Source organism: Micromonospora narathiwatensis (assembly GCF_900089605.1).
GTDB classification, from domain to species: Bacteria; Actinomycetota; Actinomycetes; order Mycobacteriales; family Micromonosporaceae; genus Micromonospora; species Micromonospora narathiwatensis.
In genome coordinates, this window is the sequence record NZ_LT594324.1 from 6,433,893 (window position 1) to 6,447,796 (window position 13,904).

At 68.7% G+C, this 13,904-nt stretch carries 13 protein-coding genes; 10 read left to right on the forward strand and 3 right to left on the reverse strand.

Features of this window, described 5'->3' with window-relative positions; genetic code table 11:
• Nucleotides 1-62: 62 nt before the first annotated feature.
• From GA0070621_RS28530 to darG, 4 genes are all read left to right on the forward strand, one after another.
• Entirely contained in the window at nt 63-1,001 is a 939-nt protein-coding gene (locus GA0070621_RS28530; RefSeq protein ID WP_091201527.1) for a PrsW family intramembrane metalloprotease, read from the forward strand.
• A 264-nt stretch (nt 1,002-1,265) separates the two neighbouring features.
• Entirely contained in the window at nt 1,266-2,864 is a 1,599-nt protein-coding gene (locus GA0070621_RS28535; RefSeq protein WP_091201528.1) for a restriction endonuclease, read from the forward strand.
• Nucleotides 2,865-2,876: 12 nt separating this feature from the next.
• Nucleotides 2,877-3,557, forward strand: coding sequence for a type II toxin-antitoxin system toxin DNA ADP-ribosyl transferase DarT (darT, locus tag GA0070621_RS28540; protein ID WP_231921106.1), 681 nt, complete (start codon nt 2,877-2,879; stop codon nt 3,555-3,557).
• Complete coding sequence (gene darG, locus GA0070621_RS28545) at nt 3,554-4,633, forward strand: type II toxin-antitoxin system antitoxin DNA ADP-ribosyl glycohydrolase DarG (RefSeq protein WP_091201532.1); 1,080 nt, start codon at nt 3,554-3,556, stop codon at nt 4,631-4,633. Before darT ends, darG begins: the two co-directional genes overlap by 4 nt.
• 134 nt (nt 4,634-4,767) lie before the next feature.
• Here the strand turns inward: darG and GA0070621_RS28550 are convergent, their stop codons facing one another.
• Complete coding sequence (locus GA0070621_RS28550; RefSeq protein WP_091201534.1) at nt 4,768-5,349, reverse strand: TetR/AcrR family transcriptional regulator; 582 nt, start codon at nt 5,347-5,349, stop codon at nt 4,768-4,770.
• 71 nt (nt 5,350-5,420) lie between these two features.
• On the opposite strand from GA0070621_RS28550, the gene GA0070621_RS28555 reads away from it, so the two are divergent.
• Nucleotides 5,421-5,912: an FBP domain-containing protein gene (locus tag GA0070621_RS28555; protein WP_091201536.1), complete on the forward strand. Its 492-nt coding sequence runs from the start codon at nt 5,421-5,423 to the stop codon at nt 5,910-5,912.
• A 73-nt stretch (nt 5,913-5,985) separates the two neighbouring features.
• Here GA0070621_RS28555 and GA0070621_RS28560 read toward each other — a convergent pair whose 3' ends face one another.
• Nucleotides 5,986-8,118 carry an MMPL family transporter gene (locus GA0070621_RS28560; RefSeq protein WP_091201538.1) on the reverse strand — a complete coding sequence of 711 codons (2,133 nt, stop codon included), beginning with the start codon at nt 8,116-8,118 and terminating at the stop codon, nt 5,986-5,988.
• A 151-nt stretch (nt 8,119-8,269) separates the two neighbouring features.
• On the opposite strand from GA0070621_RS28560, the gene GA0070621_RS28565 reads away from it, so the two are divergent.
• The 4 genes from GA0070621_RS28565 (at nt 8,270) to GA0070621_RS28580 (ending at nt 11,690) form a co-directional block, all read left to right on the forward strand.
• Nucleotides 8,270-8,779 carry a SigE family RNA polymerase sigma factor gene (locus GA0070621_RS28565; protein ID WP_091201540.1) on the forward strand — a complete coding sequence of 170 codons (510 nt, stop codon included), beginning with the start codon at nt 8,270-8,272 and terminating at the stop codon, nt 8,777-8,779.
• A complete protein-coding gene (locus tag GA0070621_RS28570; RefSeq protein WP_091201542.1) occupies nt 8,776-9,621 on the forward strand; it encodes a hypothetical protein in 846 nt (281 codons plus the stop codon). Before GA0070621_RS28565 ends, GA0070621_RS28570 begins: the two co-directional genes overlap by 4 nt.
• Before the next feature lie 171 nt (nt 9,622-9,792).
• Entirely contained in the window at nt 9,793-11,094 is a 1,302-nt protein-coding gene (locus GA0070621_RS28575; protein WP_167667556.1) for a sensor histidine kinase, read from the forward strand.
• On the forward strand, nt 11,046-11,690 hold the full coding sequence (locus GA0070621_RS28580) for a LuxR C-terminal-related transcriptional regulator (protein WP_091201544.1): 645 nt from the start codon (nt 11,046-11,048) through the stop codon (nt 11,688-11,690). The genes GA0070621_RS28575 and GA0070621_RS28580 overlap by 49 nt, the downstream gene beginning before the upstream one ends.
• A 72-nt stretch (nt 11,691-11,762) precedes the next feature.
• Here the strand turns inward: GA0070621_RS28580 and GA0070621_RS28585 are convergent, their stop codons facing one another.
• Nucleotides 11,763-12,188: a DUF4259 domain-containing protein gene (locus GA0070621_RS28585; RefSeq protein ID WP_091201545.1), complete on the reverse strand. Its 426-nt coding sequence runs from the start codon at nt 12,186-12,188 to the stop codon at nt 11,763-11,765.
• Between the two features lie 155 nt (nt 12,189-12,343).
• On the opposite strand from GA0070621_RS28585, the gene GA0070621_RS28590 reads away from it, so the two are divergent.
• A complete protein-coding gene (locus GA0070621_RS28590) occupies nt 12,344-13,648 on the forward strand; it encodes a DNA cytosine methyltransferase (RefSeq protein WP_091201547.1) in 1,305 nt (434 codons plus the stop codon).
• Nucleotides 13,649-13,904: the final 256 nt, after the last annotated feature.

A 13,904-nucleotide genomic window follows, 5' to 3' on the forward strand; every position in this document is an offset into this window, starting at 1 on the left:
CCTCCGCCCACTGCACGCCCTTACGCTCGGCGCGGACACGGACGAGTTCCGAGGAGGCGGCGGTGGCACAGTCGTACCCCCAACCGCCTGTGCCGACGACGGTCCGGCGGCCGTGGCTGCGGATCTTCTGGGTGGGCCTGGTGTTGTGGCTGGCCACCGTGGTGGTCGTCTTCGCGACCGGCAACCCCGTCCTCGTGCCGACCCTGGTGCTGCTGGGCAGCTTCCTGGTGCCCGTGACGTTCGTGGTCTGGGCCTTCCAACGCCGAGAGACCGGTGAGCTCACCCCGGGCCTGATCCTGAGCACGTTCCTGGCCGGCGGCGTGCTCGGCGTGCTGGCCTCCTCGCTGCTCGAGTCCTACCTGCTGCGCCCGTCGTGGTGGCTGTTCTTCGGCGTCGGACTCATCGAGGAGGCCGTGAAGCTGGGGGTGCTGGCGTTCCTGACCCGGCACCTGCACCACAAGGCGGTACGCGACGGGATCATCCTCGGCGCGTCGGTCGGGTTCGGCTTCGCGGCCCTCGAAACCGCCGGCTACGCCTTCACCGCGCTGTTCACCGCCCATGGGCTGTCGGTGACCCAACTCGTGCAGACCGAGCTGCTGCGCAGCGTGATCTCCCCGTTCGGGCACGGCCTGTGGACGGCGATCCTCGGCGGGGTGCTCTTCTCGTCCAGCACCCGGGAGCACTTCGTGATCACCGGGCGGCTGATCCTCGCCTACCTCGGCGTCTCCCTGCTGCACGCGTTCTGGGACGGCTCGCGGGTGATCGCGCTGCTCCTGACCCTGCTGTTCACCGGCGCAGAGGTGTCCAACGGCAGGCTCGTGCGGCCCACCAGCGGCCAGGTGGCGCTGTTCACCGCGCTGCAGTGGATCGGGCTCGCGATCGTGGCGATCATCGGGCTCCTGTGGCTGTGGGCGCTGGTACGGAAGGCGCGCCGCGCCCCGCACCCGCCCCCGCCTCAGTACGGGGGCTGGCGGGTGCCGATCCGCCCTCCCGGCACCTGAGATCAGCCCATCGAATGATTTTGCCGCCCGTCTCAAAGGGCTACAGCAGGTGGCGGCTACCCGTGTACAGAGAAACGACGGCAGTCTGGCGCGCTGGATGCGAGGAACAGTCCTGTCCGGCATCTGACACCGGTGGGCATCAATTGCTGCACATAAGCGGGCTTTCTCCATGAAAGGCGCGCCTGCCTGGGGGTGAGCGGATGCCGCCCGCCTGGATTGCTCGCTAGGGTTTCGGCTTTGCCCCATTCACCTCTTAGGACAAACGTGGGAATCCTCAAAGAGATGCAGCGGGCGCATGCACGCCAGTTACGCACCCAGCGGCAGGCGCAGGCTGCGACATACCGGCACCAGCAGCAACTGCGCCGTGAGGCGGAGCGAGCTATGAAGGCAGCGCAACGTGCTCAGGCGGCGGATGAGCGGGAGCGCAAGCGGCTCTATGCCGAGGCGCGCGGTGCCGAAGTGGCGGCTGCGAACTCTGATCTCCAAGTCCGCCTTGAGGAGTTGGAGAACCTGCTTGTTGCGACGCTCGACGTTGACGACCACATCGACTTCCATCGGCTGAAGAAGTCGGTTACCCACCCACCTTTCAACCCTGGAGCGCTGGGCGCACCGCTGGCCCCTCCAGATTGGCGCCGCTTCGAGCCGCCTGCTCCAACCGGCCTGGCAAAGATGTTCGGGGGACAAGCCAAGCACCAACAGCAGATTGCCGCAGCCCAGCATGCGTTCGCGCAGTCTCAGGCGCAGCACCGGGCCACTGAGGCCGACCGTCAGCGACGACTTGCCGTCGCGCACCAGAGCTATCAGACTCACTGCGCCAAGGTTGACGCGGAGATCGCTGCGCACAACGCCGAGATCGAACGATTTGCTACGGCGTTCGCCGCCGGCGATCCGGCAGCTGTCGTCGAATACTTCAGTATGGTGCTCGGTAACTCGGTCTACCCTGACGACTTTCCCCAGCAGTACCGGCTGGCGTACGTCCCGGAATCCCGACAGTTGGTCGTCGAGTATCGCTTGCCGACGTTGGACGCTGTCCCCGCGGTCCGAGAACATCGCTACGTCAAAACCCGCGATGAGATCACCTCGACGGCTCGGCCGGCGAAGGAGATCAAGGATCGATACACGAATCTGGTCGCTCAGCTGACCTTGCGGACCGTGCATGAGCTCTTTGAGTCCGACCGCGCCACGCTCGTGGACACGATCATCTTCAACGGCATCGTCGACACCACCGATCCACGCACCGGAGCCGCCGTTCAGCCGTGCCTGGTGACGCTTCGAACGACCCGCGAGGTATTCGGCGAACTCAACCTTCGCATGGTCGACCCCAGCGCATGCCTGCAGCACCTCAATGCGTCGGTATCGAAGCGGCCAGCCGAGCTCGCACCGGTCCGCCCCGTGTTGGAATTCGACATGGTCGACAAGCGGTTCGTTGACGAGGTCGATGTGCTCGCCGACCTCGACCAGCGACCGAACCTGCTCAAGCTCACCCCAACGGAGTTCGAGAGTCTGATCCAGAACCTCTTCGCCAAAATGGGACTAGACACAAAACAGACCCGCCCGTCGCGCGATGGCGGAGTGGACTGCGTCGCCTTCGACCCCCGACCGATTTTCGGTGGCAAAGTTGTCATCCAGGCCAAGCGTTACCGCAACACGGTCGACGTCTCCTCCGTGCGAGACCTCTATGGCACGGTTCAGAACGAAGGTGCGTCCAAGGGCATCCTGGTGACCACGAGTGGCTACGGCGCGGCGTCGTACGAGTTCGCATCCGGCAAGCCGCTGGAGTTGATCGACGGCTCCAACCTGCTCTACTTGCTCGCCGAGCACGCGGAGGTGAAAGCCCGGATCGACCCGAACGAGCTGGACTGATCCGTGGCGGACATGATCAGGCAACCGCAGCCGACCTTGATCATGCACTTCACCCACATCGACAACCTGTCGGCCATCCTCAAGGCCGGCAGGTTGTTCTCGGACAGCAGCGTGGGTCCGCAGTTGGCAACGAACGTGGGTGCCGTGGAAATCAAGGCACGCCGACGGGAACGGCCCGTGCCGTGCCCTCCGGGCGGCTTCGTCGCCGACTATGTGCCGTTCTACTTCGCCCCACGCTCACCAATGATGTACCGGATTGCCTGTGACCATCGGGACGGGAAGCCTGGGTGCTACCTCGGCGGGGACGATCCGCTCGTCTACCTCGTGAGCTCGGTCGAGCAGGTGCACGCAGCTGGGCTGAGCTGGGTGGCAAGCGACGGAAACTGCGCCGTCGGGCTGACCACCTTCTCGATCGAGTTCGACGAGCTGGCGACTCTCGTCGATTGGCCTCTGCTGCAGGCGGAAGTCTGGAAGAACATCCCCGAGGACATGGACCGAATGCGCCGCCGTGCAGCCGAGTTCCTGGTGCATCGTGAGTTTCCTCTCGACCTGCTGGCCGGTTACGCCGTACGGACGGCGGAACGGCAGGAACAGGTGAGGCAGGTCTTCCGCGACGCTGGCATGATCGAGCCGTACGTTGCTGTCAGACCGGACTGGTACTACGGGTACATGCGGAGGGAGGTGCGCAGATGATCATCATCAGTCACGGCAACCTGTTGACCGCTGACGCGGACGCGTTGGTCAACACAGTTAACACCGTCGGAGTGATGGGCAAGGGGATCGCTCTTCAGTTCAAGCGCGCCTACCCGGCCAACTACGCGGCCTACCGGGCTGCCTGCGCTGCCGACGAGGTCAAGCTGGGCCGGATGTTCGTTTTCGACTCGGCACGCCTAGGCCCGCGTAGATATGTGATCAACTTTCCCACCAAGGGTCACTGGCGGGCGAACTCGAAGTTGCCCGACATTCAGGACGGCCTTGCTGATCTCGTCCGTGTGGTACGCGAGCGGCAGATCACGTCGCTGGCTGTACCAGCTTTGGGCTGCGGCAACGGTGGACTCATCTGGGACGATGTCCGACCCGTTATCGAGCGCGCGTTCGCCGAGATCCCCCACGTTCGAGTGCTGCTGTTCCCGCCCGAGGGAGCGCCGGACCCCGCCGACATGCCGGTGGCCACTGAGAAGCCCCAACTGACCCCGGGGCGGGCGACCCTGCTGCGGGCGATCGACCGCTATCTGCAACGGGCACGAGCACTCGAACCGCGCGACGGGATCACCCTTCTGGAGATCCAGAAGATCGCCTACTTCCTCCAGGTGTTGGGCCAGCCACTACGCCTTCAGTTCGGCCGAGGCCGATATGGCCCGTACGCCGAGAACCTCAACCACGTTCTCGACCGGCTGGAAGGGCACTACCTGACGGGCTTCGGTGACCGGTCGGCACGGGTCGAGGAGCTTCAACCGATCCGGCTGACTGACGGCACGGTCGAGGCCGTCGCGGCATGGTTCGGAACTCAGGGCTCGGCATCCTGCGACGCGCTGGATCGGCTGGCCCATCTGATCGACGGTTTCGAAGCGCCCTACAGCCTTGAGCTGCTGGCCACCGTGCATTACGCGGCCGGGTCACATCCAGCGACCAGCGATCTCGACGAGTTGACCGAGCGGGTCCGTAACTGGAGTGGCCGCAAGGCCCGCCTCTTCACAGCTGCGCACATCCGGCTGGCTTACGGTCGGCTGAAGTCAGCTGGTCTGCTACCCGCCTTCAGCCTTGCGTGAGTCGTCTCCCCTGCAAGACGCACTCGGACGATGAAGGGCCGCCAGCACCAACGGCACCACGAGCCGGTTCCCGGTCGACCGTCCGTTCCTCGTCGATCGGGCGCGCGGTCTCTCCGCCACCGAGGGGCCTGTACCTAGGCGGCAGCCGGGGGCGCGGGCCGGCTCCGTAACAGGGCGTCCAGGGCGTCCATGATCCATTCCCAGGTCTGCGCGGTGTCCGGGGCGCTGTGTTCGAACCCGCCGCCCAGCTCCAGGCTGACGTAGCCGTGGAAGACGCTGCCCAGCAGCCGGACGGCGTGTGTCTGGTCCGGCTCCGTCAGGTCGTAGCCGCGCAGGATCGCCCGGGTGAGCTGGGCGTGCCGGCCGCCGGCACTGGCGGCCGCCGTCTCCGGGGCGAGCCGGAGTTGGGCCGCGGCGTAGCGGCCGGGATGCTCCCGGGCATAGTCCCGGTAGACGTTGGCGAGGGCGGTCAGGGCGTCCCGGCCGGCCCGCCCGGCCACGGCGTCGGCGGCGAGGGCGGCCATCTCGTCCAGGGCGAGCAGGGCGATCCGGGTCCGCAGGTCCTGGGAGTTCCGTACGTGCGAGTACAGGCTCGCGACCGTGACGTCGAAGCGCCGGGCGAGCGCCGAGACGGTCACCTGGTCGAAGCCGACCTCGTCGGCGAGCTCGGCGCCCGCCAGGGTCAGGCGTTCCGCGGTCAGCCCTGCGCGTGCCATGGTCCTCCTCACACTGCCAAAACCAATTATGTGTTTGCCTAAAGCCTTTAGGCAAGCTAGCTTAGCCGCTCATGACGCCCCTCACCGAGCAGGACATCCGTGCCGCCTTCGTCAACTGCAGCAAGGGCGAGGCCAAGCGCCTGACCGTCCCACGTGATCTGGCTGACCGGCCCTGGGACGACCTGGACTACCTGGGCTGGCGAGATCCGCGGGCGCCGGACCGCGCCTACCTGGTCACCGTCCTGGACGGCCGGCCGACCGCCCTCGCGCTGCGCTGCCCCACCCCCACCGCCCGGCAGCCACGACGCACCATGTGCGCGATGTGCCTCACCACCCCGACGAGCGGCGTCTCGCTGATGGTCGCCCGCAAGGCCGGGAAGGCCGGGCAGCAGGGCAACTCCGTGGGCACCTACCTCTGCAGCGACCTGGCCTGCTCCCTCTACCTGCGCGGCAAGAAGGACGCCGGGGCCGGCGCGCGGCTCCCCGAGTCGCTCACCCTGGAGGAGAAGATCCAGCGAACCATGGGCAACCTCGCCGGCTTCATCGCCACGGTGACCGCGTGACCCCGGGCGACCGTGCTGACGAATCCGGGCGCCGACCGTACCTTCGCGGGTACGGTCGGCGCCCGGCGGACGCCTACGACGCCGCCGGTATCCGCTCGACCGGCGGGGCCGCGACCGGCCGGACCGCCGGCCGGGCCAGGGCGCTCGGCCACCAGGTACGGCGGCCCAGGTGCAGCGCCAGCGCCGGGACGAGCAGGCTGCGGACCAGGAACGTGTCGAGCAGCACCCCGACGCCGATGATCACGGCCGTCTGCACGGACGGCACCAGCGGCAGCACGCTCAGCGCGCCGAACGTGGCCGCGAGGACCACGCCCGCGCTGGTGATCACCCCACCGGTCACCGTCAGCGCGTGCAGCACACCCCGGCGGTGCCCGAGCCGCGCGGTCTCCTCCCTCGCCCGGGTGCTCAGAAAGATGGTGTAGTCCACGCCGAGGGCCACGAGGAACAGGAACGTCTGTAGCGGGATCCCGACGAACAGCTTCGGGTAGCCCATCGCGTCGAGGATCAGCCCGGCCGCGCCCAGCGCGGCGACGTAGGACAGGACCACGCTGGCCAGCAACAGCAGCGGCGCGACCAGCGCCCGCAACAGCACCACCAGGATGACGAGGACAACCGCCAGCACCAGCGGCCCCACGAGCCAGTTGTCCCGGTCGACGGTCCGTTTCTCGTCGATCAGGTACGCGGTGTCCCCGCCGACGACGGCCTGCGCCCCCGGCACGGCGTGCACCGTGGCACGTAGCCGCCCGACGGTGTCCAACGCCGCGTCGCTGTCCGGCGTGTCCACTAGGACCGCCGCGATGCGCACCCACCGGCCGTCCGCCGAGGGTTCCGGCTCGCCCACCTCGGCAACCCCCGGCACGGTACGCGCGGCGGCCACCACCTGCCCGGCCGGTCCGGCGGCGGCCAGGATCTCCGCCGGGGCGACCGACCCCCTCGGGTAGTGCGCCTCGATCATCCGCTGGCCGGTGACCGAACCGACCTCCTTGGTGAACGACTCGTCGTGCGGCATGCCGATGCTCAGGTTCACCATGCCGAAGCTCAACGCCACCAGCACCGCCGCCGTACCCAGCCACACCGTGCGGGGGCGCCGGCCGACGAACCCGGCGATCCGCCGCCACACCCCGTGCTCGGCCGCCACGTCGAACCCGACCGCGTCCGGTGAGTAGCGCGGCACGAACGGCCAGAACAGCCACCGACCGAAGAGGACCAGCACGGCCGGCAGCAGCGTGGTCATGGCCAGCAGCGCCGCCACGATCCCGACCGCGCCGACCGGCCCGAGCCCCCGGGTGGACGGCAGTTGCGCGGCGAGCAGACACAGCAGCCCGAGCGCGACGGTCGCCGCCGACGCGCCGATCGCGCCGACCGACCGGCGCAACGCGACCGCCATCGCCGCGTGCCGGTCGACGTGCCGGCGCAGCTCCTCCCGGTAGCGGGCGATGAGCAGCAGCGCGTAGTCCACGCCAACGCCGAAGACCAGCACGGTCAGGATGCTCTGGCTCTGGAAGTCCACGGCCAGCCCGGCATGCTTGGCCAGCAGGTACACCACCGCGCTGGCGAGCTGGTTGGCCAGCGCCACCGTGACCAGCGGGATCAACCACAACACCGGACTGCGGTACGTGACGAGCAGCAGCAACGCGACCGTGGCGGCGGTCGCCAGCAGCAGCGTGGTGTCCATGCCGGCGAACGCGTCGAAGACATCGTCCTCACCGCCGGCCGGACCGGTCAGCGCCGTCCGCAAACCCTCGGGTACGCCATCGGTGAGCCGCTGCTTGATGTCCGACACCGCGTCGGCGCGCTGGTCGGCGTCCCCGGCGACGGGAAAGGAGAGCAGCAGCGCCCGCCCGTCGTCGCTGGCCATCGGCGGGGACACCTGGCCGCCGTCGGCGTACCCGGAAAAGGCCGCGCGGTCGGCGTCGACCTTGGCGCGGTCGGCGGCGGTGAGCCCGGCCTCGCGGACGTAGACAGCGACGGCCAGGGGCTTCCGCGAATCCGGGAACGCCTGCTCCGCCCGTTGCACCGCCCGGCTGGCCTCGGCGGTGGCGGGCAGCGCGCCGAGGGCGTCGTTGTCCTGCACCTCGGTCAGCTTCAGCGCCAACGGCCCGGCCACCGCGACGAGGACGAGCCAGAAGACGAGCACCGCGTACTTGCTGCGGCGGCCGGACGGCACGCCAGCCAGCCCGGTCACCTTTTGCCTGGTCGTGGTCATGACGTCGATCCTTCGGCCGGCAGCGGTCGAAAACAGCAGTGCCAGATCCCGAACGCCGGTGGTGGTAGCACCACCGGAGTTCTCGTGCCCAGGCGCAACCCGCGGAGCAGGACGTGGCGTGACTATCTCGAATCGGGGATAGGAGGCTCGCATGAGCGATCGCGACACGGCGTTCGCGGAATATTTCGCCGCGAGGTCGGACGCGATGCGTGGCACCGCGTACCTGCTGTGCGGGGACTGGCACCGGGCGCAGGACCTGGTCCAGACCGCGTTCACGAAGCTCTACCTGGTCTGGAACCGGGTTTCCCGGCATGAGGTGCTCGACGCCTACGTACGGCAGATCCTGGTCCGGACCTTCCTCGACGAGCGGCGGCGGGGCTGGTGGCGCCGCGAACGGGTGGGCGCGGAGGACGCCGAACGACCCGCACCGCCCGAATCGCCGGAGAACCGGTTGGTGATGCTCCAGGCGCTTGCCGCCCTGGCGCCACGCCAGCGGGCCGTGCTGGTGCTCCGCTACTGGGAGGACCTGTCGATCGAGGAGACCGCAGCGCTGCTGGGCTGCTCGCCCGGAACGGTGAAGAGCCAAGCCGCCCGTGGCCTCGAAAACCTGCGCGGCCTTCTACAGCCCACGTACAGCGCGATCGAAAAGGGGGCCCGATGAACGGGCAAGAGTTGCGCGAGGCGCTCCGCCACGAGATGGCGTCCGTCGCCCCGCCGCCACCACTGGACACGGCCGCCGCGCTCGGCGCCGCACGGCGTGCCCGCGCGCGTCGGCGTACCGGATGGGCCTGCGCCGGGAGCGCGGCCGTGGTGCTCGCGGTCGCTGGCGTCGCCACAGTCGGCACCGCCGGGGCCGGCATCCCCGCGGGTGCCGGCGGCGCGAATCCGGCACCCATTCCGGGCCCGACCGGCGAAACCGCCGAGCCGTGGCCGACCGGACCGGACGGCCGCCCGCAGCAGGACCGGACGGCGAAGGCCGGCGACCGGTACGAGCAGGGGGTTCGGCTGCTCAACGAGCTCATCGCCGTGGTGCCGGACGGGTACACCGTGCCGGAGAATCCGGCGACCCCGCCCGTCGGCGAAGATCCGCCGCGCAGCAGCCAGGCACAGTTCGAGGAGAAGGCGAACGGCATCGAGGTGTGGAGCTACACGTCCGCGGCCACCGTCGCCAAGGGAGACCGGACCGGGCGCGTGCTCGTCAAGGTGTACACCCACGGGAACACGCTCAAGACCGAACCGTGCGCGCTGGCCCGGCAGTTCTGGGGCATGGCGGGCCAGTGCCAGGTGGTGACCGTCGGCAGCGCGAAGATCGGGGTGGTCGTCCGTCCCACCATCGACCGGCGCTTTGAACAGTGGTCGGCCTACCGGCACCCGGACGGGGTGGTCACCTTCGTCGCGCAGAGCCTGTTCTACGGCAACCCCGAGCAGGGGCTGGAGGAACTGCCGTTCACCGTGCCGCAACTGGCGGCCCTCGCCATGGACGAACGGTTCCACCTCCAGTGACCAGGTGACAGCCGACGCTGTCCATCGTGGGGTTCTCCTCGTCGGGCGGCCACCAGAGGGTTGAGCCCGGCGAGGAACCCGGCTTCACGAAGCCACGTGAGGGCGGCACCACGGGCAACGGGGGCGGTAGCACCACCGATTTCGGTGCCCAGGTGGGCGCAGAATAGCCCGGTGGACAGCTCCCTCCGTACCGTCTGGCAGCAGATCAGGCCGGGCGCGGTCGCCGCCGTGCAGGGCCTGGCCGTGGCCCTGCTCGGCCTGACCGCCAACGTGGCGCTGTTCGTGCTGTCGGTGGTCTCCCTCGCGCTCATCCCCGTGTTCGGCATCGGGTTCGCGCTGTTTCCGGCGGTGACCGTGCTGGTGCGGGCGTCGCTGACCCTGCAACGGCGGCTGAGCCGGTGGGGGCCGGTGCCGATCGCGTCGCCGTACCGGCCGGTGCCCGCCGGTGCCCGGTTCGGCACCTGGCAGCGCTTCCGGTGGGTGGTCACGGACGTGGCGACCTGGCGGGACTTCGCCTGGCTGATCCCCGGCGCGATCACCGGCGGCGCGTGCCTGCTGGCGTTCGCGCTGCCCGTGTACGGCCTCGAAGGCGTCCTGCTCGTGCCGCTGGCGCTCTACCTGACCATCGACTGGTACGGCTACGGCGTGTTCTGGCCGATGGACAACATCGTCAAGGCGTGGCTCGCCGCGCCGCAGGGCTTGCTGATCCTCGCCGGCGGGCTGGCCGTCGCACCCTGGCTGCTGTGGCTGCACTTCCGGTTCGCCGGCTTCTTCCTCGCCCCCACCCGGGCGCAGGAACTGGCCCTGCGGGTCGAGCACCTCGCCGCCACCCGCGCCGACACTATCGACACCCAGGCCGCCGAGCTACGCAGAATCGAACGCGACCTGCACGACGGGGCGCAGGCCCGGCTGGTCGCGCTGCGGATGAGCATCGGCCTGGCCGAACAACTCATGGCCGACGACCCGGCGGCGGCGCAACGGCTGCTCAGCGAGGCGCAGGAGAGCAGCGGCCACGCCCTCGCCGAGCTACGCGACCTCGTCCGCGGCATCTACCCGCCCGTACTCGCCGAACGGGGTCTGGACGGGGCGGTGCAGGCGCTCGCCCTGGCCGTACCGCTGCCCGTCGACGTCGAGGTGCGGCTGCCCGGCAACCCACCCGCGGCGGTCGAATCCGCGGCGTACTTCGCGGTCGCCGAGGCGTTGACCAACGTCACCAAACACAGCGGCGCGGGCCGTGCGTGGATCCGAATTCTCTTTGAGAACGGCTTGCTGACCATGCTGGTCGGCGACGACGGTCGCGGCGGGGCCACCGTGGACGTGGGGACCGGCCTGGCCGGGGTACGCCGCCGGCTGGCCGCCTTCGATGGCACGATGAGCGTGACGAGTCCGCCCGGCGGACCCACCGTCGTGACCATGGAGCTGCCGTGCGAGTTGTCATCGCCGAAGACCTCGCCCTCCTCCGGGACGGGCTGACCCGCATCCTCGACGCGTACGGGTGCAAGGTGGTCGAGGCCGTCGCCGACGGGCCATCCGTGCTGCCGGCACTCACCCGGCACCGCCCCGACGTCGCCGTCCTCGACGTACGCCTGCCACCCACCTTCACCGACGAAGGCCTACAGGCAGCACTCGCGGCCCGCGCGCAGATCCCCGGGCTGCCGATCCTCGTGCTGTCCCAACACGTCGAGCAGCTCTACGCGCGGGAACTCCTCGCCGACCGGGCCGGGGGAGTCGGCTACCTGCTCAAGGACCGGGTGTCCAACGTCGGCCAGTTCATCGACGCGGTGCAGCGGGTGGCCGGCGGCGGCATGGTGATGGACCCCGAGGTGGTGTCGCAGCTGCTGGCGCGCAACAGCGGGGCGGAGCGGCTTTCCGGTCTCACCGCTCGGGAGCGGGAGGTGTTGGGGCTGATGGCCGAGGGGCGGTCGAACGCGGCGATCGCGGGGCGGATGTTCGTGACCGAGAAGGCGGTCAGCAAGCACATCAACAACATCTTCAGCAAGCTGGGAATGCCGCCGTCGGAGGACGACAACCGGCGGGTGCTGGCGGTGCTCGCGTACCTGAACGGATGAGAGTCAGGCGGCCAACGGAACGCCCTTGAACACCTCGCGTCGGTGCCAGGTGACGTGCGCGATGTTGGAAACCTACGGCATCGCTGTTGATGCGAGATTGAGCCGGAGTTCCTCGATCACGGCCAACGCTTCCTCCTCTTCGACGTGGTTAGCCCACTGGAGGCGCCACGCCGACTCGTCCGCGAGGATCACATTGAGCGCCTGTATGGCCAAGCCTCGGAGCGATGGGTTGACCCGACTGCCCCCTCGGCCGAGGAGAAAGCGTGGAGCGTAGGCCGATTCTGAGACCGGCGTACCGGTGAGCAACTGAAGTGCGGTTGCGGCCGCCGCGACCGCCCGAGCGGCCTCGCCCGCCGTGAGGGCCCGCCCGGCCAAGACGGCTGTGTCGAGGGTGCGGCGCACAAGCTCGGCGCGTTGGCCATGAGGTGCCGCCTCGAGGGCGGCGCACCACTCGACCGCGTCGTCGTTGTCGAACGGACCGAGCTGCCAGGTCGCCATCGTTCCTCCTCTGACTGCCGTAACCAAACCACATCCACGACGGGCGCTTACGTCCTGGCTCGGTTGTGGCTCGGCCTCGTTTCGGCCGCGCTAGCGCGCCGATGCTCTCGGTGAGCCTATTTTCAAGATCGATAACTCCGCGGTATGCTCCTGCCATGTCTGAACAGCCAGGAAAGCCGATCAAGGACCGCACCTCGGTGGAGCTTTTCGCGGGCGGCGGCGGTCTGGCGATGGCTGTTCATCGAGCGGGTTTCCGTCCCCTCTTGGTCAACGAGCTCGTCAAGTACGCATGCGACACCCTCAAGGCCAACGCGGCCACTCCGAGGGGCGAGGGGGAGCGAATCCCCTCCCCCGGTGAGAGGTGGCCACTGGTCGAGGGGGACGTGCGCAGGGTCGAGTTCGACTACCTATGGGATCGCGTGGACCTACTCGCCGGAGGGCCACCCTGCCAGCCGTTCAGCCTGGGTGGCGTCGCCAAAGGCGACGAGGACAAGCGCAACATGTTCCCGGAGATGTTCCGCGCCATCCGCAAGATTCAACCCAAGGTCGTTATGTGCGAGAACGTCCGTGGTCTGCTACGCCCGTCCTTCAAGCCATACTTTGACTACATTGAACGGGAATTGCGACTGCCGTTCGAGGAACGCGACGGCGACACCACGTGGCGTGAGCACGACGAGGTGCTGCGGACGCGACTGGACGAGGAGCCGTCAGACCCGAAGCGGCGGTATGAGGTCGTAGTCACGAAGGTGAACGCCGCTGACTATGGCGTCCCCCAGATCCGTAACAGGATCATTATCGTGGCCTTCAGGTCAGATCTCGGCGTCGACATCAAACGCTTCGAGGAGGCCGTGAGCCCGCGGTACTCGGAAGCCGCGTTGATCCGGTCGATGTTGGACGGCTCCTACTGGGAACGGCATTTGGACGTCCCCGGCCACGTGCGTGAGCGCGTCATGTCACGGTTGCCGGATACTCCTCCGAAGAATGACGGGAAGCTTCCGTGGCGCACTCTGCGAGATGCCATCAAGGGGCTTGACGGACAGCGCTCGCTGCCAACGGTGCCTTGGGACCGACTTGATCGCCGAGAGTACGGGCTGGGTGGTTTCACCGGTCACATCGGTTGGCCGGACGCGCGTATCTACCCGGGCCACACGCCGAACGAGCTAGACCGACCCGCGAAGACAGTCAAAGCCGGTGTGCATGGGGTGCCCGGGGGAGAGTCGGTGCTGTTGACCGACGATCTGCTACCCGAACCACATGAGGGGTCGCCCTACGCCTACCGACACCGATACATGACGGTGCGGGAGACAGCACGAGTCATGACCTTCCCCGATGATTGGGAGCTCGCAGGCCCTCGCGGCGAGCAGATGCGCCAACTCGGCAACGCCGTCCCCGTCATGCTTGGCGAGCTCTTCGCCCGTGCTATCGCCAGCGCGCTCGACGAGGCCGAGAGTAAGCCGTGACGCCAACGCCGGCCCGGTCCGATCAGCGCTGGGCGGACAAGCCCCCGGATCCGAGAGCGTGGAAGGGGCGACAAGGCCGCAGCCGACGGGCGGCGTCGGCTGAACAGGATCGGGCTGCGGGCGGCGCGGAACGACGATGGGTCGACCTCGGTGACGGGCGACGGGCTCGGGCGTCCGTCGAACTCAAACTGCTGCCGCGAACTCGGCGGATCCGCGCCTACCTGCGGTGGTCGGATAGCGGACGCTCACCTGCTCG